Source organism: Serratia sp. 25CWL12 (assembly GCF_055790885.1).
The window spans coordinates 973,307-998,145 of the sequence record NZ_CM147698.1; the positions used below are offsets into that span (position 1 = coordinate 973,307).

Annotated in this window: 21 protein-coding genes; 17 read left to right on the forward strand and 4 right to left on the reverse strand. The window is 49.8% G+C overall.

Features of this window, described 5'->3' with window-relative positions; genetic code table 11:
• The first annotated feature begins 44 nt into the window (after positions 1 to 44).
• From sseB to ACX9GV_RS04305, 13 genes are all read left to right on the forward strand, one after another.
• A complete protein-coding gene (gene sseB / locus ACX9GV_RS04245; protein WP_473197149.1) occupies positions 45 to 896 on the forward strand; it encodes an enhanced serine sensitivity protein SseB in 852 nt (283 codons plus the stop codon).
• 157 nt (positions 897 to 1,053) lie between these two features.
• Complete coding sequence (ndk, locus tag ACX9GV_RS04250; RefSeq protein ID WP_023489163.1) at positions 1,054 to 1,479, forward strand: nucleoside-diphosphate kinase; 426 nt, start codon at positions 1,054 to 1,056, stop codon at positions 1,477 to 1,479.
• Positions 1,480 to 1,962: 483 nt separating this feature from the next.
• Positions 1,963 to 3,159, forward strand: a complete 1,197-nt coding sequence (rlmN, locus tag ACX9GV_RS04255) for a dual-specificity RNA methyltransferase RlmN (protein WP_473197150.1) — start codon at positions 1,963 to 1,965, stop codon at positions 3,157 to 3,159.
• Positions 3,160 to 3,256: 97 nt separating this feature from the next.
• Positions 3,257 to 4,006, forward strand: a complete 750-nt coding sequence (gene pilW, locus ACX9GV_RS04260; RefSeq protein ID WP_473197151.1) for a type IV pilus biogenesis/stability protein PilW — start codon at positions 3,257 to 3,259, stop codon at positions 4,004 to 4,006.
• The gene (rodZ, locus tag ACX9GV_RS04265; RefSeq protein WP_473197152.1) at positions 3,996 to 5,045 is read left to right on the forward strand and encodes a cytoskeleton protein RodZ; all 1,050 of its coding nucleotides are present in this window, start codon (positions 3,996 to 3,998) and stop codon (positions 5,043 to 5,045) included. The genes pilW and rodZ overlap by 11 nt, the downstream gene beginning before the upstream one ends.
• Before the next feature lie 47 nt (positions 5,046 to 5,092).
• A complete protein-coding gene (gene ispG, locus ACX9GV_RS04270; protein ID WP_473197153.1) occupies positions 5,093 to 6,214 on the forward strand; it encodes a flavodoxin-dependent (E)-4-hydroxy-3-methylbut-2-enyl-diphosphate synthase in 1,122 nt (373 codons plus the stop codon).
• Between the two features lie 93 nt (positions 6,215 to 6,307).
• Complete coding sequence (gene hisS, locus ACX9GV_RS04275; RefSeq protein ID WP_473197154.1) at positions 6,308 to 7,582, forward strand: histidine--tRNA ligase; 1,275 nt, start codon at positions 6,308 to 6,310, stop codon at positions 7,580 to 7,582.
• 13 nt (positions 7,583 to 7,595) lie between these two features.
• Positions 7,596 to 8,216 carry a YfgM family protein gene (locus ACX9GV_RS04280; protein WP_473197155.1) on the forward strand — a complete coding sequence of 207 codons (621 nt, stop codon included), beginning with the start codon at positions 7,596 to 7,598 and terminating at the stop codon, positions 8,214 to 8,216.
• A gap of 11 nt (positions 8,217 to 8,227) precedes the next feature.
• A complete protein-coding gene (gene bamB / locus ACX9GV_RS04285; RefSeq protein ID WP_473197156.1) occupies positions 8,228 to 9,409 on the forward strand; it encodes an outer membrane protein assembly factor BamB in 1,182 nt (393 codons plus the stop codon).
• A gap of 156 nt (positions 9,410 to 9,565) precedes the next feature.
• Positions 9,566 to 11,053 carry a ribosome biogenesis GTPase Der gene (gene der / locus ACX9GV_RS04290; RefSeq protein WP_473197157.1) on the forward strand — a complete coding sequence of 496 codons (1,488 nt, stop codon included), beginning with the start codon at positions 9,566 to 9,568 and terminating at the stop codon, positions 11,051 to 11,053.
• A 113-nt stretch (positions 11,054 to 11,166) separates the two neighbouring features.
• Complete coding sequence (locus ACX9GV_RS04295; protein WP_473197158.1) at positions 11,167 to 12,123, forward strand: AEC family transporter; 957 nt, start codon at positions 11,167 to 11,169, stop codon at positions 12,121 to 12,123.
• Between the two features lie 90 nt (positions 12,124 to 12,213).
• Complete coding sequence (locus ACX9GV_RS04300) at positions 12,214 to 12,435, forward strand: zinc ribbon domain-containing protein (protein ID WP_473197159.1); 222 nt, start codon at positions 12,214 to 12,216, stop codon at positions 12,433 to 12,435.
• 146 nt (positions 12,436 to 12,581) lie between these two features.
• Entirely contained in the window at positions 12,582 to 13,832 is a 1,251-nt protein-coding gene (locus tag ACX9GV_RS04305; RefSeq protein WP_473197160.1) for an IS4 family transposase, read from the forward strand.
• A gap of 134 nt (positions 13,833 to 13,966) precedes the next feature.
• Here the strand turns inward: ACX9GV_RS04305 and ACX9GV_RS04310 are convergent, their stop codons facing one another.
• Entirely contained in the window at positions 13,967 to 15,049 is a 1,083-nt protein-coding gene (locus ACX9GV_RS04310; RefSeq protein WP_473197161.1) for a LacI family DNA-binding transcriptional regulator, read from the reverse strand.
• A gap of 403 nt (positions 15,050 to 15,452) precedes the next feature.
• On the opposite strand from ACX9GV_RS04310, the gene ACX9GV_RS04315 reads away from it, so the two are divergent.
• Positions 15,453 to 17,816: a glycoside hydrolase family 31 protein gene (locus tag ACX9GV_RS04315; protein WP_473197162.1), complete on the forward strand. Its 2,364-nt coding sequence runs from the start codon at positions 15,453 to 15,455 to the stop codon at positions 17,814 to 17,816.
• Positions 17,817 to 18,010: 194 nt separating this feature from the next.
• On the opposite strand, the gene ACX9GV_RS04320 is transcribed toward ACX9GV_RS04315, so the two are convergent.
• The 3 genes from ACX9GV_RS04320 to xseA all read right to left on the reverse strand — a co-directional run bounded on the left by ACX9GV_RS04320 (position 18,011) and on the right by xseA (position 20,098).
• Positions 18,011 to 18,394, reverse strand: coding sequence for a type II toxin-antitoxin system death-on-curing family toxin (locus ACX9GV_RS04320; protein ID WP_473197163.1), 384 nt, complete (start codon positions 18,392 to 18,394; stop codon positions 18,011 to 18,013).
• Positions 18,391 to 18,612: a type II toxin-antitoxin system Phd/YefM family antitoxin gene (locus ACX9GV_RS04325; protein WP_473197164.1), complete on the reverse strand. Its 222-nt coding sequence runs from the start codon at positions 18,610 to 18,612 to the stop codon at positions 18,391 to 18,393. The genes ACX9GV_RS04320 and ACX9GV_RS04325 overlap by 4 nt, the downstream gene beginning before the upstream one ends.
• Positions 18,613 to 18,706: 94 nt before the next feature.
• On the reverse strand, positions 18,707 to 20,098 hold the full coding sequence (gene xseA / locus ACX9GV_RS04330) for an exodeoxyribonuclease VII large subunit (RefSeq protein ID WP_473197165.1): 1,392 nt from the start codon (positions 20,096 to 20,098) through the stop codon (positions 18,707 to 18,709).
• Between the two features lie 169 nt (positions 20,099 to 20,267).
• Between xseA and guaB the strand changes: the two genes are divergently transcribed.
• The 3 genes from guaB to ACX9GV_RS04345 all read left to right on the forward strand — a co-directional run bounded on the left by guaB (position 20,268) and on the right by ACX9GV_RS04345 (position 24,835).
• Positions 20,268 to 21,731, forward strand: a complete 1,464-nt coding sequence (guaB, locus tag ACX9GV_RS04335; RefSeq protein ID WP_023489178.1) for an IMP dehydrogenase — start codon at positions 20,268 to 20,270, stop codon at positions 21,729 to 21,731.
• A 102-nt stretch (positions 21,732 to 21,833) separates the two neighbouring features.
• On the forward strand, positions 21,834 to 23,411 hold the full coding sequence (gene guaA, locus ACX9GV_RS04340; protein ID WP_473197166.1) for a glutamine-hydrolyzing GMP synthase: 1,578 nt from the start codon (positions 21,834 to 21,836) through the stop codon (positions 23,409 to 23,411).
• Positions 23,412 to 23,635: 224 nt separating this feature from the next.
• Positions 23,636 to 24,835, forward strand: coding sequence for a tyrosine-type recombinase/integrase (locus ACX9GV_RS04345; protein ID WP_473197167.1), 1,200 nt, complete (start codon positions 23,636 to 23,638; stop codon positions 24,833 to 24,835).
• The last annotated feature ends 4 nt before the right edge of the window (positions 24,836 to 24,839 follow it).

Consider the following 24,839-nt stretch of genomic DNA (forward strand, 5'->3'; position numbering starts at 1 on the left):
TAAGGGTTCAGCGGTGCTGAACCCTTAATACATTGGAGTTGGCGATGAATACCCACCATCATCATAATGAGCATGATGCCATGTCGAGCTCTGATGAGCTTGAACAACTGCTGAAATTAGCGGCATCACAACCAGCGTATCGTCCGGCGTTTTTTCGCCAATTGCTGGATGCCACGGTCTATATTTTGGGGGACAGTGAGCAGGTGCAACTGCAAGGTGAAATCACGCTGGATGCAGAAACACCGGTGAATATTCAGCACTGGGAAAAGCAAGATGGCAGCAGTGTGGTGCCTTTCTTCTCCTCGTTGGCGTTGTTACAACAGGCAGTGGCGGAGGAGGAACACCCTTTTATTGCTATGCCTACGCGGGTACTGTTTGAAATCACCCAAGGAGACCATCTGTTTCTCAACCCCAAAGCGGAATACAGCAAAGAGTTTTTCCCAGATGAAGTTGCCATGCTGTTAGCCACAGGTGGGGTAGTGAAACCCGTTGAGCGCGATATTGAACAAGAAACTCAACTGCTGTTGGGGCAACCCACTGAATATCCAGCGGCAATGATCGATGCACTTACCACCTTATTTAGTCAACGTAAGCTGGTTCGGCGAGCTTTTCTGGCGTTGATACATGACCGAGAGGTTGATGAGCAGCCCAATCTGCTGATTGGGTTAGATGTGAAAGGTGAGCAGGTAGATATTGATGCACTTATCAGTGAAGCCGGCATGGTGGCCAGTGAAACAGCACCGAATGATGACCCTGTCGATTTTTGTCTGGTAGAAGAGAATGCGCGCGGTGTGAGTCACTACTTGGTCAATCATACCCAGCCATTTTATCAGCGTCGTTGGGGAAGCTGGTTGCGAAACGCTATTCCGTCAACGGATGTCTCCAGTTCTGTTTGAAAAACATCACGATATTGAGTGATTACGATCATTTATTTTTAAAGAAATGTATATTTTTGCATAGGAAATTGTTAACGGTGGACATATAATCTGCGCCACTCGATAGGGCCGTATCTTCGATGTACGGCCTGTTTTGGAAACTATAATAGAGGCCATCATGACCGTAGAACGTACCTTTTCCATTATTAAACCCAACGCTGTAGCTAACAATGATATTGGCGCAATTTACGCTCGCTTTGAGCGTGCAGGTTTCAAAATTATTGCATCTAAAATGTTGCGCATGACCCGTGAACAGGCGGAAGGTTTCTACGCCGAGCATAAAGACCGTCCATTCTTCAATGGATTGGTAGAGTTTATGACTTCGGGGCCAGTCATGGTTCAGGTACTAGAAGCGGAAAATGCCGTACAACGTAACCGTGATATCATGGGGGCAACCAACCCAGACAACGCGCTCGCGGGTACCTTGCGTGCCGATTATGCTGACAGCTTTACCGCCAATGCGGTACATGGCTCAGATGCTGTAGAATCTGCTCAGCGTGAAATTGCTTATTTCTTTACTGAAAGTGAACTCTGCCCACGCTAAAAGCGTATATACCCGTCATACTTCAAATTGCATGTGTGTTGGCTTTCCTCGCTCACCCCAGTCACTTACTAGTGTAAGCTCCTGGGGATTCTCTGCGTCGCCGCCTTCCTGCAAAACGAATTATTTAGGGTATAAATCTGCATCGAGAGTCATTGTTTCGTTGCAAAAGAGTTGTCACTCACATTATTGACTCTTTACGGTAACCGGCAGATACAATAAAAATGACTGGGAAGCCGTTCAGACGTGGAAATGAGTTATTAATATTTGTACAATGCTGCGCCCTGGGAGTGAACTGCCCAGGGCGCATTTTTTCTGTCATTGTGTAATCCGCACATGGTGTAATTGATCGATGGTGTAATTGACCCATTGTGTACTTGTTCCATGGTGTAATTGTTCATGGTGCAATCGGTAAACCGCAGACACATTGACTGCTTTTTCTTCTTTAGAGCCATAACGTGTAATAACGAGGCTGAGAGATCTTTTATGTTAGAACCTACCGCGACCGAATATACCTTGTCTGAAAATAATTTATTGGCAGACCCTGCTGTGCAAACGGAACAACCAGTAACGAATAAAATTAATCTGCTGGATTTGAATCGTCAGCAACTGCGTGAGTTTTTTATCAATATGGGTGAAAAGCCCTTTCGTGCCGATCAGGTGATGAAGTGGATGTACCACTATTGCAGCGATGACTTTGAGCAAATGACCGATATCAACAAGGTCTTGCGTAATAAGTTGCAGGCTGTGGCTGAAATCCGCGCACCTGAGGTGGCAGCGGAACAGCGCTCAGCAGATGGCACCATCAAATGGGCATTAAAGGTAGGAGATCAGCAGGTTGAAACGGTCTATATTCCAGAGGCCGACCGCGCGACGTTGTGCGTCTCTTCCCAGGTAGGTTGTGCACTGGAATGCAAATTCTGTTCAACGGCGCAGCAAGGGTTTAACCGTAACCTGCGGGTGTCGGAAATCATCGGGCAGGTTTGGCGTGCAGCTAAAATCATTGGTGCCCAGAAAGTGAGCGGCCAGCGCCCCATTACCAATGTGGTGATGATGGGGATGGGCGAACCGCTGCTCAACTTGAATAATGTGGTGCCAGCGATGGAGATCATGCTGGATGACTTCGGTTTTGGTCTGTCCAAGCGTCGTGTTACGTTGTCCACTTCAGGCGTGGTGCCCGCGTTAGACAAGCTTGGGGATATGATTGATGTGGCATTGGCTATTTCGCTGCATGCGCCGAATGATACTATCCGTGATGAAATCGTACCGATTAACCGTAAATACAATATCGACGCTTTTCTGGCCGCCGTTCGCCGTTATTTGGCTAAATCCAATGCCAACCAGGGGCGAGTCACTGTAGAGTATGTAATGTTGGACCAGATCAACGACAGTACGGATGATGCGCACCAACTGGCGGAAGTGTTGAAAGATACCCCGTGCAAGATCAATTTGATCCCTTGGAACCCATTCCCTGGGGCACCTTTTGGACGCAGCTCGAATAGTCGTGTCGATCGTTTCTCCAAAGTATTGATGGAATACGGTTTTACGACTATTGTTCGTAAAACCCGTGGCGATGATATCGATGCGGCCTGTGGTCAGTTAGCGGGGGAAGTGATCGATCGCACCAAGCGTACCCTGAAAAAGAAAATAGCCGGGGAACCTATCAACATACGAACGGTCTGACCCTTGTCACATTATTTTTTGTTATCTAATAGCCTGCTATGCTTGTACTAATCTAGCGGGCGAACAGATGGCATCAGGTAAGGGAATAAGTACAAGCATGAAGCTGAAATTGTTGAGTGTGTTATTGGCAACCAGTTTGTTGGTGGGTTGCTCAAGCTCGAAACCGGATCAAGACGAGCCTGACTCGGCAGCCGGCCAGACCCGTTTACAACTGGGGCTGGCGTATCTCCATCAGGGTGATATGCCGTCGGCGAGAAAAAATCTGCAAAAAGCGCTCGATGTGGCACCGCAAGATTATCGTACCCAGTTGGGTATGGCACTCTATAATCAGCGGGTAGCAGATAATGCTGCTGCGCAGCACTACTATCAGCAAGCGCTCAAGCTCGCACCAGGCAATGGCACAGTATTGAATAATTACGGTGCGTTTCTCTGTAGTTTAGGGCAGTATGTACAGGCTCAACAGCAGTTTAGCGCAGCGATGCAGGCACCCGATGATGGACAGGTTGCTGATAGCCTTGAGAACGCGGGTTATTGTTTCCTCAAGGCTGGGCAAACGGATGAAGCTCGTAAATTATTAACTCGAGCATTAAAGGTTGATCCCGATAAAGGTATTCCACTGTTGGTGGAAGCCGAGAAACAATTTGGAGAAGGGAATCGTGCACAGGCGCAAATTTTATTAGATAGTTATCAACATGTTTTGCCGGCCAGTGCCGACAGTTTATGGTTACAGATTCGTTTCGCCGCGTTAGCAGACCGTCAGGATAGCGTTCAACGCTATGGCAAACAGTTAGCGCGAAGTTTTCCACAATCCAAACAGCACCAGCAGTTCTTAGCTAATGAATACTGAAGACTCTCAAGATAAAACTGTACCTATGACGACAGGCCAGCGTTTGCGTCAGGCCCGTGAACAACTCGGCCTGAGCCAACAGGCGGTTGCAGATCGCCTGTGTCTAAAAAACTCTACCGTGCGCGACATCGAAGAGGATAACCTCTCAGCCGATCTGGCTTCGACGTTTGTGCGTGGTTATATCCGTTCCTATGCCAAGTTGGTGCATTTACCAGAAGATGAACTGTTACTCGCGCTAGGTAAACAGGCGTCATCCAAAGTCACTAAATTGCCTCATATGCCAGGGCTCTCAATGAACAAGCGTCGCAAGAAACGTGATGGTTGGTTGATGAGCTTTACTTGGCTGGTGGTGTGTGTGGTAGTGGGATTGACGTTTGCCTGGTGGTGGCAAAATCATAAGGCGCAGCAGGAAGAGATCGCCGCCATGGTTGATCACTCTACGGCGCAACTTTCTCAGCGCGATAATGAAAGCCAATCTGCTGCTTCGGTTGACGGTAATGTGGATAACGGTACTTCAGTACTCGATCCCGATAGTCATGCAGCATCCGCAACCGATACGGCAACCTCTCAACCCGCAGTGGCGCCGGTGACGGCTCCTTTGGTGGCTACCCCTGAGACGACTAGCCCTCAGGTTGTGGCATCACAACCGAGTAATGTGGTTGCGCCAAGCCAAGCAACTATTCCGGGCCAGGCAACTATTCCGGATGTAACCACAGCTCCGGATGCAACCGCAGCGACCTCTGCTACCACCAATCCACTACCTACTGGAGCGGCGACTGAATTAGTAGCAGATGCCAATGCGTTGGTGATGGATTTTTCTGGTGATTGCTGGTTGCAGGTGATTGACGCTACCGGTAAGTCATTATTCAGCGGCCTCCAGAAAAGCGGTACCAGTCTAAATCTGGTGGGTACACCACCGTATAAATTGACTATTGGTATCCCGGCTGCGGTACAGATCCAATTCCAAGGTAATCCGGTGGATTTAAGCCGGTTTGTTAAGGCAAACCGTGTTGCTCGTCTGACGGTTCCAGAGCAGTAATTACGCGGTTATTGTTGTTAGAAATGCGCCGCAGTGGAGAGTGAGTGATGCATAACCAAACGCCCATTAACCGCCGTAAATCTACGCGTATTTACGTTGGTAATGTGCCTATTGGCGATGGTGCACCGATTGCCGTGCAATCGATGACCAATACCAGGACGACTGATGTTGCCGCGACAGTGGCTCAGATCAAAGCGCTGGAGCGCGTTGGCGTTGATATCGTCCGCGTTTCAGTTCCTACCATGGATGCAGCAGAGGCATTTCGCCTGATTAAGCAGCAGGTTAACGTACCGCTGGTGGCTGATATCCATTTTGATTACCGCATTGCTTTGCAGGTGGCCGAATACGGTGTTGACTGCTTGCGTATCAACCCTGGCAATATTGGTAATGAGTCGCGTATTCGTTCCGTAGTGGATTGCGCTCGTGACAAAAATATCCCGATCCGTATTGGTGTTAATGGCGGTTCGCTGGAGAAAGACATTCAGGAAAAATACGGTGAGCCCACGCCGGAGGCCTTGGTGGAATCTGCCATGCGTCATGTGGATATTCTTCAACGCCTCAATTTTGATCAGTTCAAAGTCAGTGTAAAGGCATCCGATGTCTTTTTGGCGGTACAGTCTTATCGCTTGCTGGCTGGTCGTATTGCTCAACCGCTACACTTGGGCATAACTGAAGCCGGTGGTGCCCGCAGTGGTTCGGTGAAGTCGGCCATTGGCCTGGGGATGCTGTTGTCGGAAGGCATTGGCGATACCCTGCGTATTTCCCTGGCGGCTGATCCGATAGAAGAAGTGAAAGTGGGTTTTGATATTCTGAAATCATTACGTATCCGTGCGCGTGGTATTAACTTCATTGCTTGCCCAACCTGTTCCCGTCAGGAGTTTGATGTTATTGCGACGGTTAATGCGCTGGAGCAACGTCTGGAGGATATCATTACGCCGATGGATGTCTCGATTATCGGTTGTGTCGTCAATGGTCCCGGCGAAGCGCTGGTGTCTACCCTAGGCGTAACCGGGGGGCACAATAAGAGTGGTTTCTACGAAGATGGCGTGCGTCAGAAAGAGCGCTTTGATAATGAACAGATGATTGACCAATTGGAAGCGAAAATTCGTGCCAAGGCAGCGATGCTGGATAACGCCAATCGTATAGTTGTCAACCAGTTGGATGAGTAGATAAGTGATAGGGGTTTTTCATCCGCGTTGAACAGTAGATGGTAATGTCCCTATAATCAGGTTTATTTTGATCTAAACAGACAGAGAACTCACGTGGCAAAAAGCATTCAAGCCATTCGCGGCATGAACGATTACCTGCCGGAAGAAACGGCATTATGGCAGCGAATTGAAGGCACACTCAAGCAAGTGCTAGCCAGCTATGGATATAGCGAAATTCGTATCCCTATTGTTGAGCAGACTCCGCTATTTAAACGCGCCATTGGTGAAGTGACCGATGTTGTAGAAAAAGAGATGTATACCTTCGAGGATCGCAACGGTGAAAGCCTGACATTGCGACCTGAAGGAACCGCGGGCTGTGTTCGTGCCGGTATTGAGCATGGGCTGCTGTATAATCAAGAGCAGCGCTTGTGGTACGTCGGGCCGATGTTTCGCTACGAGCGTCCGCAAAAAGGGCGTTATCGCCAGTTTCACCAGTTAGGGGTTGAGGTTTTTGGTTTACCTGGGCCGGATATTGATGCCGAGCTGATTTTGCTGACCGCCCGTTGGTGGAAGGCGTTGGGGATTGCTGAACACGTCAAACTGGAACTGAACTCGATTGGTTCGCTGGAAGCGCGGGCCAATTACCGTGATGCGCTGGTGGCTTTTCTTGAGCAACATCAGGATCAATTGGACGAAGACTGCAAACGTCGCATGTATAGCAATCCACTGCGTGTGTTGGACTCAAAAAATCCGCAGGTGCAAGCCCTGCTTAATGATGCGCCATCTTTGGGTGACTATCTGGATGAAGAGTCGAGAATTCATTTTGCTGGATTGTGTGAGCATCTACAGCAGGCGGGTATTCCCTATACAGTAAACCAACGTCTGGTACGGGGTTTAGATTATTATAATCGTACGGTGTTTGAGTGGGTCACCAATAGTTTGGGTGCCCAAGGTACGGTTTGTGCAGGTGGTCGCTATGATGGACTGGTGGAACAACTGGGCGGACGGGCCACCCCGGCTGTTGGTTTTGCCATGGGAATGGAACGTCTGGTGTTGCTGGTTCAAGCGGTGAACCCGGATTTCAAGGCGCCTGCCATCATTGATGTCTATGTCATCTCAAGTGGTGTCGGCACACAGAGTGCAGCGATGTTGTTGGCAGAGCAAGTGCGTGATGCCATACCGCAGATTAAACTGATGACCAACTACGGCGGTGGCAACTTCAAAAAGCAGATCACCCGTGCTGATAAATGGGGTGCGCGCATTGCCCTGATCCTGGGGGAGAATGAAGTGGCGGCACAGCAGGTGGTGGTAAAAGACCTGCAAAGTGGTGAACAAGAAACGCTGGGGCAAAGCGAAGTCGCGATGCGCCTGGCTTCGATGTTAAGTTAAAGAGAGGGTCGCCGTGGAAGTCTATTCCAATGAAAACGAACAGGTTGATGCTTTACGACGTTTTTTTGTTGAAAACGGCAAAGCGTTGGCTGTGGGGGTTGTGCTCGGTATTGGTGCCCTGGTTGGTTGGCGCTACTGGCAGAATCACCAAAACACCAACATGATGGCGGCTTCTGAGTCTTATGAGCAGGCTATGACGGCACTGGCTTCCGGTAAAGCGGAAGAAGTGGCGGGAGCAGAAAAGTTTATCCAGGCTAACAGCAATAATTATGGTGTCTTTGCGGCACTGCAACTGGCAAGGAATTTTGCCGAGCAAGGTGATTTTGCTAAAGCAGAACAACAATTGGTTCTGGCACAAGGGCAGGCGAAAGATGAAAACCTGCAGGCGTTAGTTAACTTGCGCCTGGCTCGCGTGCAGTTGCAGCAGAAAAAGCTGGATGAAGCACTGAAAACACTGGAAAGTGTGAAAGGTGCGGGTTGGGTGACTATGATGCAAGATGTGCGCGGTGATGTGCTGTTGGCAAAAGGTGATAGCAAGGGTGCACAGGAAGCTTATAGTAAAGGTATTGAATCAAATGATTCTCAGGCGCTTGTGCCAATAATGCGCATGAAGTTGAATAATTTGTCCAGCTAAGGGGAATTCCCATGCAATTGCGTAAAACACTCTTGGTCGGGCTGGTTTCCGTCGCCTTGCTGAGTGGCTGTTCACTGTTTGGTGGTGAAGAAGATGTTGTTGTCATGTCACCATTGCCAAAGGTTGAAAATCAATTCACACCAACCAAGACCTGGAGCACTTCTGTAGGTAGTGGTATCGGTGATTATTACTCCCATCTGCGTCCTGCTTATCAGGACAGTACCGTTTATGCGGCTGATCGTCGTGGCACGGTCAAAGCACTGGATCTGGCTGATGGTAAAGAAAAGTGGAAGGTTGATCTTTCCGAGAAAACCAAGTTCTACACCCGCAATCAGCCTGCGCTGTTGTCCGGGGGCCTGACGGTTTCTGGTTCCAAGATTTATGTCGGCAGTGAGAAAGCCGTGGTTTATGCGCTGAATACCAGTGATGGTCAAGTTGCATGGCAAACGAAGGTGGCTGGTGAGGCACTTTCCCGCCCGGTGGTTGCCGATGGTTTGGTGCTGATCCATACCAGCAATGGCCAACTGCAAGCATTGAACGAAGCGGATGGCACCATCAAGTGGACGGTTAACCTGGATGTTCCTTCATTATCACTGCGAGGGGAGTCAGCGCCAGCAACCGCATTTGGTGCCGCCATTGTGGGTGGTGACAGTGGCCGAGTGAGCGCCGTGTTGATGCAACAAGGGCAACTGATTTGGCAACAGCGTATATCCCAGCCCATGGGGGCGACTGAGATCGACCGCTTGAACGATGTGGATACCACCCCGGTGATTATTGAAAACGTGGTGTACGCATTGGGTTACAATGGTAGCCTGTCAGCGCTGGATCTGCGTTCAGGTCAGATCCTGTGGAAACGTGATATGGGCTCGGTGAATGATTTTATCGTTGATGCAGGCCGTATCTATGTCGTCGATCAGAATGATGCCGTGGTTGCACTGAGTACTCAAGGCGGTACCAACCTGTGGCGTCAGAGTGGCTTGTTGCACCGCAATCTCACATCGCCTGCACTGATTAATGGTTATCTGGTGGTGGGTGATGCAGAAGGTTACCTGCATTGGATTAATACCACTGACGGCCGTTTTGTATCGCAACTTGAAGTGGATAGTTCAGGCTTCTTGTCAGCGCCAATCAACGCTGATGGCCGGTTGTTGATCCAGGCGCGTGGTGGCAAGGTTTACGCTTTTACGCGTTAAGCCGTCTATCGCCAAGTTTAATCACGCGGCAGTCTGAAAGATGACGTGAATAACGGCTCCTGATGTCAGGGGCCGTTTCGTATTTTTAAACTGTGCTGCCAATATCTATTCGGTTTTACAGTAACACATTGATTATTAAGTAATGAGGCTTCAACCATGATACCTGTCATCGCGCTGGTCGGGCGCCCGAATGTGGGTAAATCCACCTTGTTTAACCGTTTAACGCATACTCGCGATGCGTTGGTGGCGGATTTCCCTGGGCTAACGCGAGACCGTAAGTATGGTCGTGCTGAAGTAGAGGGTAACGAATTTATTGTTGTTGATACCGGGGGTATTGACGGAACCGAAGATGGTGTAGAAACCCATATGGCTAGTCAGTCGTTGCTGGCTATCGAAGAGGCAGACATCGTGCTGTTCATGGTGGATGCCCGTGCCGGGTTGATGCCAGCAGACCAGGGGATTGCTCAGCATTTGCGTAGTCGCCAGAAAGCCTCCTTCCTGGTTGCCAACAAAACCGATGGTTTGGATCCCGATAGTGCCACGGCAGATTTCTATTCGTTGGGGTTGGGGGAGGTTTATGCGATTGCGGCCTCTCATGGCCGTGGGGTGACACAACTGATTGAACACGTCATGGTGCCCTTTGTTCCGCCAAAACCGGAACTCGTTGAGCTGAGTGAAGAAGAGGCCAATGCGGCTTATTGGGCAGAGCAAAATGGCGAGCTGACCGATGACGAAGGTGAAGAGCCGGAAGATGATTTCAACCCGCAAGATTTGCCGATCAAGTTGGCGATTGTTGGCCGCCCTAACGTCGGTAAGTCTACGCTGACCAACCGCATCCTGGGTGAGGAGCGTGTGGTGGTATATGACATGCCCGGTACCACCCGTGACAGCATCTATATCCCGATGGTACGTGATGAGCGTGAATATGTGTTGATTGATACTGCCGGGGTGCGAAAGCGTGGCAAGGTGACTGAAACCGTCGAGAAATTTTCGGTAATCAAGACACTGCAAGCGATCGAAGATGCCAACGTGGTGCTGTTGGTCATTGATGCCCGCGAAGGTATTTCCGATCAGGATTTATCACTACTTGGTTTTATCCTCAATAGCGGGCGTTCGCTGGTGATTGCCGTCAATAAATGGGATGGCATGAGTGAGGAAGACCGGGAACATGTCAAAGAGATGCTTGATTTGCGTCTGGGCTTTGTCGACTTTGCCCGGGTGCACTTTATCTCTGCCCTGCATGGCAGTGGAGTGGGCAACCTGTTCGAATCGGTACAGGAGGCTTACGAGTGCGCTACCCATCGGGTTAATACTTCAATGCTGACCAAGATTATGCAGATGGCGGTTGATGACCACCAGCCACCGTTGGTACGTGGCCGCAGGGTGAAACTGAAATATGCTCATGCGGGTGGATATAACCCACCGATTGTGGTGATCCATGGTAATCAGGTCAGCGAATTGGCAGACTCCTACAAACGCTATCTGATGAATTACTTCCGCCGTTCATTGAAAGTGATGGGCACACCAATTCGCATCCAGTTCAAAGAGGGGGATAACCCATTTGCTGGTAAGCGTAATACCTTGACCCCTAATCAGATGCGCAAACGTAAACGCTTGATGAGTCACTTGAAAAAATCAAAATAAGACAGTAGAGCAGCAATCTTAAGGCATCAACACCTGAGATTGCTGCCCCTTGCAGAGTGACAGGTATATCATTTGCCAATGAGTTTTTCTTGCTGACTTAGCTAAGGAACGCCATGTCTTGGGAAATATGGAGTTTTGCATTTGGTGTTACCGTACCGAATCTGTTGATGTTATTGCTAGGTATCTGGCTGCGTCATCGGCGAATAATGGATGATTTTTTTATCGATGGGGCAACCAAGCTGGTATTCAACTTGGCGTTACCCTGCCTGCTGTTTTTTAGTATCGCCAATAACCATCCTCAGCTACGTGATAATTTGACCCTGGTGATTTTTGGTGCAGCGGGAACCATCGGGACCTTCCTGTTACTGGAATTTTCTGCCAAGTGGCTGGTGAAAAACCCTCGTGAACGTGGTGTGTTTGTACAGGGCGGGTTCCGTGCCAATAACGCGATTATTGGCCTGGCTTATGCCATAACCGCCTATGGCGAACAGGGGAAGGCCATTGCCCCGATGTATCTTACGGTCACTGTTGTTTTGTATAACGTCCTGTCGGTTATTACCCTGACGCGCAGTTTGCAGGGGGGGCCAGGGCAGAAGATCAACACCCAGGCACTGTTGCGCAGCATTGTGAAAAATCCGCTGATCTTAGGCCTGCTCAGTGGGGTGGCCTATGCACAGACTGGGCTGGGTATGCCGCAATTTATTCAACAAACCGGCAGCTATATTTCTGGTCTTTCATTGCCACTGGCGCTGTTATGCACCGGGGCCAGCCTTGATCTACGAGCCATGTTCCGCACTTCCAATGTTGCTGTGCTTTCATCATCAGCGAAACTGTTTTTGATACCATTACTGATGACCGTTGGTGGGTGGCTGTGTGGTTTCCGTGGGGAAACATTGGGTATTATCTTTATGTTTTCGGCTTCTCCCACCGCCGCTGCCAGCTATGTAATGACCCGAGCGATGGGGGGCAATGCCACCCTGGCCGCAAATATTATTGCCATCACCACGGTGGGTTCATTCTTTACTACCGCCTTGGGGATCTATTTTTTACGCTCTTGGGGGCTGATTTAATTTTTACCTTGATAGCGTTGTGTTGAACAACACCATGAGTCATTGCGGTGATTGTTGGTGTGGTGATGTATTGGTATACCAGGAGGAAAAATGGACGCTTTATGCCCCGCTTGTGGCCAGCCGATGAATTGGGTTGACGGCGATTATCATTGTCAAATTTGCCAACGTCACTATCGGCAGATTGCTGAATGCCCCGACTGCGGGCAACCGTTGCAGCAATTGAAGGCGTGTGGGGCGGTGGACTACTTATGCCAACAGGGCCATGGCTTGATTTCAAAAAAGCGCGTGAAGTTCAGCTACCAACCCCTCTGAGAGTATACCCAAGTTCAATCAATTTGCAGGTAGGCGGCCACTGTACGAATCCCGATGAGCTTACTAGAGTAAGTGATTCGGGTGAGCGACAAATCCGCCTGGAGCCTGACGAATCCCCACAAAATAATGGTTAGAAGGGAACATTCATGACATTCAGTGATCTGAAGAATCGCCAAACCCACCAGATCAGGGAGAATGCCATGAATGCCTACTCATTATTACATGATTCTATTGCTGTTGCTTGTCCGTCAATTCATAAAAAACGTCTAGATACGCTATGTTTGGCAATGAAAACGCTGTGTTTTCATCAAAAAGCCTCTCTTTCAGGTATTGGGCGAACGTTGCACTCTTCCGCCAAAACTAAACACTGCATTAAGCGTATTGACCGGTTGCTAGGAAATACAAAACTGCAGGCTGAACGAACAGCGATTTATGCCGCTTTGATACCCATGCTGATTGGGCAGCAGAAAAAACCACTTATCCTCATTGACTGGAGCCAGATCAATGAGGAAGCCGGTTTTCATATTCTTCGGGCATCTCTACCGACAACAGGCAGGGCATTAACGCTCTATGAAGAGGTTCATCCTAAAAGTAAAAGTCATAATCGTCAGGTACATGGTGCTTTTCTTCAACAATTGAAATCCCTTCTCCCTGACGATGTCACCCCGATTTTTATCACCGATGCGGGGTTTAAAAACCCTTGGTTCAAGCAGGTCGCGGCTCTTGGTTGGTATTGGGTCGGAAGGATACGCCATTTCACCCAGTTCTCTTATTGCCCTGACAACAAATGGCAACAATGTCGTCATCTGGAACCTGCCGCCTCTGATACACCGCAATCGTTAGGAGAAATTACATTAGCCAAAAGAAATCCATTACAATGGTTTGCCCATCTTTTTAAAAAACCGATGCAGGGTCGAAAAAAGAAGACACAAGGTAAACGTGTTTCCAAGAGGACAAACAGCACCTCTTACGGCAAAAGAGAGCGCGAACCTTGGTTTTTGGTGACTAACTTGCCACCTGAATCACTTTCTGCCAAAGAGGCAGTCGAAGTGTATAAAACGCGTATGCAGATAGAGGAAAGTTTCAGAGATAACAAGAACCAGCGGATCGGTTTGTCACTGAAAGAAACAAGGAGTCAACATGCTAGTCGTCTTGAGGTTTTACTTCTGATAGTGACCCTTGCGACGTTGGCGTTATGGCTTATTGGCAGTTTAGCCAAACAACGAGGCATGGAGAGGGGTTATCAAGCCAATACAGTGAAAACCAGAGCTGTCCTGTCGTTATTTAACCTGGGTATACAGGTACTGAGAAAGACAGGAATACCGGATGCTGAATCTGATGAGTTCCGAAAATTATTGGAGAGAATACCTGACCCTCTCCAGGGAATATCTCGATGAGAAGAATTGTGGGGATCCCTCAGGCCTGGAGCGGATTTGAACGCTGCTTGCAGCGGCCCCGAAAGGGGCGAGCCTCATGGATGAAGCGAGTAACTGCAGCCAACACCGCTGTAGTTTGATTGGCGACGGGTATATTAGTCATCGTAGAGTCGATTATGGTGGGTACTCACTGCAGGTGATACTTTATTCGGGCTCAGGCGTTTTACCGAATCACGCACCACCAAACGCCCGTGCAGTAACAAATTGCAGGGGGGAGCATTTGGGCGCAACATCCGCCGCTGTAATAGTGCAATCGCTTCAGCACCCAGTTCATCGCGAGGAACATGGACCGAGGTCAGCGCGATATTATGGACCTCAGCCAGGTTGAAGCCGTCGGTACTCATAACGGAAATTTTTCTCGGCACATTGATATTCATCTTTTCGAGTGCATTTACCACGCCCACCGCCATATAGTCACCACCCACCAGAATGGCTGTGGGCAATTGTGCCGGGTCGCTAATCCCATTAATAAATGCGGTTACTGCCTGTTCCGCTTCTTCACTACCAAAGCCAGAGGTGGTGACCAGATGCTGACTATCAATAAAGGGAACATTATGCCGCGCGTAAGCCTGCTTGATCCCCACCAGGCGGAGTTCCATGGTATTACGCCGCAAGCATTGCAGATTGAGAATGCGGCTATGCCCTTGCTGGAACAGATAGTTGGCAGAGTACTCGCCAATTAATTGATGATCAGGGGAAACACTATCCAGGCGCATCTGGTGGTCACTGCAATTGATCAGAATACAGGGTTTATTCAGATCGGCCGCCAGCGTATGGATATGTTCATCATCAATACCGATCAGTAACACCGCTTCCGTTTGCGGATCGTTCATTTTCTCTAGAAATAGAGCACTGTTGCTTTGTTCCTCCTCCAACCCGTAATAGCGGATCCTGACATCATGTTCAGCCAGTGCACTGGCTATTCCCTGGATCACTTTGTAGTAGAAAATGTCGCTACGCACATCAAAAGCACGTTGTGGGGCAAACACCGCCAGGTTATTCAACATAAACCTGCCGTTGGAGATCCCCTGCAAAATACCATTTTGTTGGGCACAGGCCAGCACCTGTTGCCGAGCTTTAGGGCTGGTATTGGATTTCCCTGCCAATACACGTGACACGGTACTGATGGAAAGCCCAGTTTGCCGGGCGATTTCTTGTATTTTTAATTTTCCATTCATTTTGTGATTCCGCTCAAATTAGTTGATGAAAATATTTTCACAAAAATAATTCATTATAAAAAAGTGGGTTATAAGAACGATGGCAATACTTTACTTGATTTGTGAGAATTTTTGCAAAAATTACTATTTCACTCATAGACCTCACTGGTTAGTCTATTTGGCAGGCTAAATTTATCAGCCCGGGTTTTGAGACTGAATGGCAATTTAAATGCGATTAAATCAAAGCCTGGTAGAAAAAGTGGTGCTATCTCTTTGCGATTCGCCACAAAAATGCTGCCAGTAGCGGTGAAATTAACCGTGACTGCAGCAGAAAAACGCATTGTTGCCATGGGCTTTTTGACCTGGTTGGTTTGATCGCGGAACGTGGCAAAAAACCTTCACCTACTCTCTAAGTTGGATTGATATGAAAACGTTAAAAACTTGGACGCTAGCCGGGCAATATGCCGACCGTATTGAACTGCTGGTCGATAAACAGCATCTGTTGTGTCTGTATGTACTGGAAAACAATCTATTTCGCGTACTGATTAAGCGCCACGGTGAGCTGGCGCTGGATCGTACCTGGAGCATTGCACCGCAACAAGATGTCCCTTGGCAAGGGCGTGATCGCCAGAGTGTGGACGGCTTTAACTTACCGGGTTATCAGTTGCAACAGCATAAGGAAAGCCTGACCGTCGCCACCGCGAAACTGCGTGTTACGGTACATCAGCCGCTGTGGCTGGAGTGGGAATATTGCAATGATGCCGGTGAGTGGCAACCGTTGGCGGCTGACCGCCCAACCAGCGCATATCTGCTCAACGCTCATGGTGACGGTGTCGCGCATTATCAGCGCCGTTACAAAAATGAGCGTTACTACGGGCTTGGGGAAAAAGCTGGGGACTTGGAGCGGACAGGGCGCCGTTTTGAGATGCGCAATCTGGATGCGATGGGTTATAACGCAGCCAGCACCGACCCACTGTACAAACATATTCCCTTCACCATTACTCGCCGTGATGATGTCAGCTTTGGTTTGTTCTATGACAACCTGAGCAGTTGCTGGTTGGATTTAGGTAATGAGCTCGACAACTATCACTTGGCTTATCGCCGTTATCAGGCTGAAGCTGGGGACCTGGATTATTATATGTTCCTCGGGCCTAAAGTATTGGATGTCACCAAAGCCTTTGTCCGCTTGACCGGTAAAACCCTGTTTGGGCCGAAGTGGAGTTTGGGTTACAGCGGTTCCACCATGCATTACACCGATGCCCCAGATGCTCAACATCAGCTGCAGCAGTTTATTAAGTTATGCCGTGAACATGCGATCCCTTGTGATTCGTTCCAGCTCTCTTCCGGTTATACCTCGATTAATAACAAGCGTTATGTCTTTAACTGGAATTACGACAAAGTGCCGCAGCCGAAAATGCTTAGCAAAGCATTCCATGATGCCGGGCTAAAACTGGCGGCCAATATCAAACCTTGCTTGCTACAGGATCACCCGCAATATCAGCAGGTGGCTGACCAGGGCTTGTTTATCCGTGACTCGCAAAGCGACACGCCTGAACGTTCAGTGTTCTGGGATGATGAAGGTTCACACTTGGACTTTACCAATCCTGAAACGGTGCGCTGGTGGCAGAAAGGGGTTACCGAACAGTTGCTGGAAATGGGTATCGACTCCACCTGGAACGATAACAACGAATATGAAGTGTGGGATGGTGAGGCACGCTGCTACGGTTTTGGCAAACCGATTGCCATCAAACATATTCGCCCGGTGATGCCGTTACTGATGATGCGCGCGTCAATGGAAGCACAGCAACAGTTCGCACCAAACTTGCGTCCTTACCTGATTTCCCGTTCTGGTTGTGCGGGGATGCAACGCTACGTGCAGACCTGGAGTGGTGATAACCGTACCAATTGGCAAACTCTGCGTTACAACATCCGTATGGGGGTGGGCATGAGTTTATCCGGGTTATATAACGTTGGGCACGATGTGGGCGGGTTCTCTGGTGATAAACCCGATGCAGAACTGTTTGTACGCTGGGTACAAAATGGTGTGATGCATCCCCGTTTCACCATCCATTCATGGAATGATGATGCGACGGTGAACGAGCCATGGATGTACCCAACGTCAACGCCGATGATTCGTGACGCGATTAATCTGCGTTATCAACTGATGCCGTACTTCTACACCTTGTTGTGGCAGGCTAGCGCAGATGATGAACCGATGTTGCGTCCCACCTTCCTCGACCATGAACATGACCAGAATACACTGCGTGAGACGGATGACTTCTTAATGGGCCGTGACCTGCTGGTAGCCAGTGTGGTTGAACCTGGGCAACGTCAGCGTGAGGTTTATCTGCCAGATAACACCGATGGCTGGTACTGCTTCTACAGCGGTCAGTGGTATAGCGGTGGTCAGACTATTGTGGTGGATGCGCCTTTGGAACGCTTACCGTTGCTGGTACGTGCTGGGGCCGGATTGCCGATTTCTCACTACTTGGGCCATGTGGATACTGCTGCCGACAATTACCGTGAACTGCGGCTGTTCCCAACCAAGGGCACTGGGCGTTCTGCGGGGCTGCTATTTGAAGATGACGGCGAGAGCCATGGTTGGCAGCAAGGCAATGCGTTGTGGCTGCGTTGGCAGGCAGTGACTGATAACCAACGTATTGAGTTGACCTTTACCACTGAAGGCCAGTTCAAGCCGACATGGCAAACGCTGAATATTGTTTTACCTGCGGGTGAAACCCGTGAGCTGTGGGTTAATGGCGCTCGCTGTAATAGCTATACGTTGTAATTGATGTTGACCTTCAACCCTCGTTAAGAGGGTTGAAGGTATACTTTCGCTGCCGTTATTTAAACGACAGCGAGGGTGAAAAATATTGAAGATAACACCATGGAATAAAAAGATTTATTCTAGTCATCATTTACATTTTGGCATCACTTCGATGACAAAGGAAAGCCACTCGTAATAAAGAGCAACTTTTCATGTTAGTGGGGTTTGAGGGATAGTTTGCGTAAAATAGCAGCAACATCAGTGCTACGTATTGCCCCCGTGGCTGCGGATACCGTTAATTCCTCCAGCTCGTTACCTTCGTCACGGATATTAATGCCATTACGCTTTAAAAATGCCATCGCAACGAAAAAAGCGGTTCGCTTATTACCGTCATTGAAGATATGGCCGCGGGAAATAGCGACAAGATATATCGCAGCGAGTTCGTAAATATCCGCAATACCCTCATAATAAAGCTGATTCTGAACGCGATAAATGATCGCTTCTGCTCTTCCTGGTTCTGGCATCCCGGGAACACCTGGCAGGGCTTCAAGCAGGCGATCATGAAATGCTATGACCTCCTGAGCACTGATCCATTTCATCTATCAGCCAACGCCTTAATGGTATGTCCGTGCCGCCCCATAATTTCGGCAAATTCAGCGTCCAGTTTTGCTTCCTGCCATGTGTTGAAATCATTGCGGCTAATAAGCACGGCGGAAGAGCCATCACGGCGGGTGATTTCTACTGGCTCTCCCGCTGTGGCGATGTCCATTACTTCAGCGATATTCTGCCGGGCTTGAGATGTAGTGTAGGTTCGCATATTGCCTCCGGTGATGTACTTTTTAAAAGTACATCACAAACGTACAACATGCAACATTAACGCTATAACTTAGTATCAAGGCCTGCGGTGAGCACTAGGTTGCGGTGTTCGGCCGCTCGCTACCTTTACCACGTCGCTTCTTGGTGACGTTGATGGTTTTTATCTCGCTTTCCAGCCAACCATCCTGCAACTGTGTTTTCACTAACTCACCCACTTGCGCCTGCTTGGTGGTTTTCAGTAAATCGCCACCCGGTGTTTGCGTTACGCTATAGCCACGAGACAAAGTGGCCAGTGGGCTGACGGCTTCCAACTGGCTGCAAGCAATACCAAACCGTTGACGATAAGCATTAAGCTGCTGCGCCATGCCTTGCTGTAACTGATAGGTCTGTTGCTGAATACGTTGCTGTAACCGGTGTATGCTACCCGTTGGCTGTTGTTGCCGCAGACGCTGTTGCAATTGTTCACTGCGGCGTGAACAGCCGCGCAACTGCCACTGCATGGCTTCTTGCAAGCGCTGTTGTAATTTAAAGAGCCGCGTTTGTTGCCGTGCCAGACGCAAATGCGGGTGTTGCTGCTGCAACCGATGATGAAGACGGGTGAACTGCTGTTGCCGCTGTGCCAGATAGTAGTCCAGAGCCATTTCCAGCCGTTGCTGTTGTGATTGCCATTGGCGTAATAGCTCCAACTGATTGCGGCTGATCAACTCGGCGGCGGCGGAAGGGGTGGGGGCGCGTAAATCAGCGACAAAATCGGCGATAGTGATGTCGGTTTCGTGCCCAACCGCACTGACAATGGGAATATGGCTGGCAAAGATCGCCCGTGCGACACGTTCGTCGTTAAAGCTCCACAAGTCTTCCAGTGACCCGCCCCCACGGCCGACGATCAACACATCACATTCGTTGCGGCGGTTAGCGGTTTCAATGGCATTCACAATCTGCAATGGGGCTTCCGCGCCCTGTACCGAGGTGGGGTAAATGATAACCGGTAAAGACGGATCGCGGCGTTGCAATACTTGCAGGATATCATGGAGCGCAGCACCACTGGCTGACGTGATCACCCCAACGCATTTGGCCGGGCTGGGTAATGCTTGCTTGAACTGCTGCTCAAACAGCCCTTCCTCAGACAGGCGCTGTTTCAACTGCTCGAATTGCTGCTGTAACAAGCCATCCCCTGCGGGCTGCATACTTTCGGCAATCAGTTGATAATCCCCACGGGGTTCATACAACGTAATGCTGGCACGCACCAGAACCTGTTGGCCATTTTGCGGGCGGAAGGTAGTACGGCGGTTGCTGTTGCGGAACATGGCACAACGCACCTGGGCACGCTCATCTTTCAACGTGAAATACCAGTGACCAGAGGCGGGCTGAGAGAAGTTGGAGATCTCGGCGGAGAGCCAAATCTGGCCCATTTCCATTTCCAATAGTTGCCGAACCGTCTGATTAAGGCGGCTTACGGTAAAAATTGAGGGTGCAGTAGGTAGCGACATGTGAGCCAGATCAAATTTCAAAACAGAGACTTAATCGGTTGATACTACCTTGCATTGCAGGGTAATCAAGAGTTTTTATCAGAAAATGCTGGAGGCAATCGGTTACGTTCTGTATAATGCAGCGGCAATATTTTATCTTTTCCCCAACCACCTTGGTGAGATATTGCCCATGCTACGTATCGCTAAAGAAGCTCTGACGTTTGACGACGTTCTCCTGGTTCCAGCCCATTCCACTGTTCTGCCTAATACTGCCGATCTTGGCACTCAACTGACTCAATCTATCCGCCTAAATATCCCTATGCTGTCAGCAGCGATGGATACGGTTACCGAATCCAGCCTGGCCATTGCATTGGCACAGGAAGGTGGCCTGGGTTTTATTCACAAAAATATGTCTATCGAGCGTCAGGCGGAAGAAGTTCGCCGTGTGAAAAAGCATGAAAGCGGTGTGGTGACTGACCCACAAACCGTTACACCGAATACCACGCTGGAGGAAGTGAAAGCCCTGACCGCACGTAACGGTTTTGCAGGTTATCCGGTGGTGACGGACGGTAATCAACTGGTTGGTATTATTACTGGCCGGGATGTCCGCTTTGTTACCGATTTGACCCAACCGGTGACGGCGGTGATGACACCGAAGGAACGTTTGGTGACCGTCAAAGAGGGGGAAGCACGTGACGTCGTTCTGCAGAAAATGCATGAAAAGCGTGTCGAGAAAGCCCTCGTGGTGGATGATAACTTCCGTCTGCTCGGTATGATCACGGTAAAAGACTTCCAGAAAGCAGAGCGTAAACCGAATGCCTGTAAAGACGAGCATGGCCGCTTACGTGTCGGTGCTGCGGTGGGTGCCGGTGCAGGCAATGAGGAACGTATTGATGCGCTGGTTGCTGCCGGGGTGGATGTACTGCTGATTGACTCTTCCCATGGTCACTCCGAGGGGGTGTTGCAGCGCATTCGCGAAACTCGCGCCAAATACCCAGAGCTACAAATTGTTGGCGGCAACGTGGCGACATCCGCAGGGGCCAAAGCATTGATGGATGCCGGTGTTAGCGCGGTAAAAGTGGGGATTGGCCCAGGTTCTATCTGTACCACACGTATTGTGACTGGCGTAGGGGTTCCACAGATCACCGCGATTGCTGATGCGGTAGAGGCGTTGCAAGGCAGTGGTATCCCGGTGATTGCTGATGGCGGGATCCGCTTCTCGGGTGATATTGCCAAGGCGATTGCTGCCGGCGCATCTTGCGTGATGGTCGGTTCCATGTTGGCGGGGACAGAAGAGTCGCCAGGGGAAATCGAACTCTATCAGGGGCGCTCATTCAAATCTTACCGTGGCATGGGCTCTTTGGGGGCGATGTCGAAAGGTTCTTCCGACCGTTACTTCCAGACTGATAACGCTGCTGATAAACTGGTACCGGAAGGTATTGAAGGCCGTGTGGCTTACAAAGGTATGTTGAAGGCTATCGTGCACCAACAGATGGGAGGCTTGCGTTCCTGTATGGGATTGACCGGTTGCGCCACCATTGATGAACTGCGTACCAAGGCTGAATTTGTGCGCATCAGCGGTGCAGGTATTCAGGAAAGCCATGTGCATGATGTGACCATTACCAAGGAAGCTCCTAATTACCGCATGGGTTAATATTTCGCCCATTCGTGCAAGAAGCGTCTAGGGGTGAGGGAGTTCCTTCCTCATCCTCAATGTGCTTTTTGCCCTTTTTTCTGTTGCTGGAATTTGCCTCACATGACAAAAAATATTCATAAGCATCGCATTCTCATCCTGGACTTCGGTTCGCAATATACCCAGTTGATAGCACGTCGTGTGCGTGAAATTGGCGTTTACTGTGAATTGTGGGCCTGGGATGTGAGCGAAGAACAGATCCGTTCATTCAACCCGAGCGGCATTATTCTCTCTGGCGGCCCGGAAAGTACCACTGAATTTAATAGCCCGCGCGCACCAGAATATGTCTTTACTGCTGGAGTCCCGGTACTGGGGGTTTGCTATGGTATGCAGACCATGGCGATACAGTTAGGTGGCCATGTACAGGGTTCAAACGAACGTGAGTTTGGCTATGCACAGGTCGAAATGACCAGCGCCAGCGCCTTGACTCGCGGTATTGAAGACGCCATCAGCCCGGCAGGCAACCCATTGCTGGATGTATGGATGAGCCATGGCGACAAAGTGACGGCTATCCCGTCTGATTTTGTCACTGTTGCCAGTACTGATACCTGCCCATTTGCCATTATGGCCAATGAAGAAAAACGTTTTTATGGCGTGCAGTTCCACCCGGAAGTGACCCATACCCGCCAGGGCCAGCGCCTGCTGGAACGTTTTGTATTGGACATTTGTGGTTGTGAAGCGTTATGGACACCTGCCAGCATCATTGATGATGCCATAGAGCGTATTCGCCAGCAGGTAGGGGACCAGCATGTGATCCTCGGCTTGTCCGGTGGTGTGGATTCTTCGGTTACCGCCATGCTGCTACACCGTGCTATCGGCAAACGCCTGACTTGTGTGTTTGTGGATAACGGCCTACTGCGTTTGAACGAAGCGGAGCAGGTGTTGGAAATGTTCGGCGACCATTTTGGCCTGAATATTGTCCATGTTCAGGCAGAACAACGCTTCCTGAGCGCGTTGGCTGGCGTTGATGAGCCAGAAGCCAAACGTAAGATTATTGGCCGGGTGTTTGTTGAACTGTTCGATGAAGAAGCCTGCAAACAAAGCCAGGTGAAGTGGCTGGCACAGGGCACCATCTACCCGGATATGATTGAATCAGCCGCTTCTCTGACCGGCAAGGCCCATGTGATCAAATCACACCACAACGTGGGTGGCCTGCCGAAAGAGATGAAACTGGGTCTGGTTGAACCGTTGAAAGAACTGTTCAAAGACGAAGTGCGCAAGATTGGCCTGGAGCTGGGTCTGCCATACAACATGCTTTATCGCCACCCATTCCCTGGCCCAGGTTTAGGGGTGCGCGTGTTGGGTGAAGTGAAAAAAGAATACTGCGACCTGCTGCGCCGTGCCGATGCAATTTTTATCGAAGAACTGCACAAAGCGGACCTCTATAACAAGGTCAGCCAAGCATTCACCGTGTTCCTGCCAGTACGTTCGGTGGGGGTCATGGGGGATGGTCGTAAATATGATTGGGTAGTTTCCCTGCGGGCAGTAGAAACCATCGACTTTATGACTGCGCATTGGGCACACCTGCCGTACGAATTCCTCGGCCGGGTCTCCAACCGTATCATTAACGAAGTCAACGGCATTTCCCGTGTGGTTTACGATATCAGTGGTAAACCACCAGCGACGATTGAGTGGGAATGATTTACTAGGCACTCCAAACATTTCGAATCTATTCACAAATCCCGCGCAGACTCAAACCCTGAGCGGGATTTTTAATATCTACGATTCACACCTATTCTGTAAAGCTCACTTTTTTTGACGGTATATTTGACGGTATCCGCACTCTACGGGTACTCTCCTATCAATTTATCCGTCACCATTTAGGTAAATTTTGACGGTCCACGGCACACAGATAGGGCGCGCTCATGCTCACCGATACAAAACTAAAAAATCTCAAGCCACGCGAAAAGCTTTACAAGGTTGTTGATCGCGACGGCCTATATGTGGCGGTACTTACAAGCGGTTCAGTGTCGTTCCGCTTTGACTACCGACTGAACGGTCGCCGGGAAACCCTGACGATTGGCAAGTACGGCCCTGACGGTATCAGCCTGGCTGAAGCGCGGGACCAACTCAATACCGCCAAAAAACTGCTGGAGTCAGGCCAGTCACCGGCTGCGGCGAAGCGGGACGGTATCAGACAGATAAAAGGCGCGGATAATTTCGCAGATTATACCGTTGAGTACATGAAACATGTCCGCCTGGCTGACAGTACAAGAGCTATGAAGCAAGCAGTCATCAACCGGGATATCCTGCCAACGCTTGGAAAAAAGCTGTTGCATGAGATCACTACGCCAATGCTTCGTGCGCTGTGTGATAAGGTTTTAGAGCGCGGAGCCAGAGCCACAGCCATGCAAGTCCGTGAGATTGTGGGCGCTGTATTCAGCCATGCTATTGATCGTGGCCACTCAGTGCCAAATCCGGCAGCCAACATCAAAGCCTCAAGCATCGCAACTTTTGAAGAGCGTGAGCGGGCGCTGGATCCACATGAGATTGGTGTGTTCTTCAATGCCCTTCATTCGACAGGCGCTGCATCATCGCTCAAGCTGGCTATCAAGATGATACTGATCACCATGGTACGAAAGGGGGAGCTTGCCGGGGCAGCGTGGAAAGAAATTGATTTCGAGTCTGCACGATGGGTGATCCCTGCTGACCGGATGAAAGGCAGTCGTAACCATGTTGTTTATCTATCTCAGCAGGCAATGGATATCATGATTTCTCTGCAGGTCGCCGCATGTGGTTCTGATTACATCCTTCCATCGCGTTATGATCCACGAAAGCACATGTCCAACGCGGCGTTAAACCGAGTAATCACAACAACTGTTGATAAAATTAATAAAGAGGGTGGGGATCTTGCGCATTTCACAGTGCATGACCTGCGCCGGACTGCCAGCACGATCCTGCATGAAGAAGGGTTTAATTCTGATTGGATAGAGAAGTGCTTGGCCCATGAGCAGCGCGGCGTCCGTGCAGTGTACAACAAAGCGGAGTACGCCGAACAGCGCCGGGATATGCTGCAGCAGTGGGCCAATATGGTGGATGGATGGATTGAAGCGGAAAAGCGGTAACTCG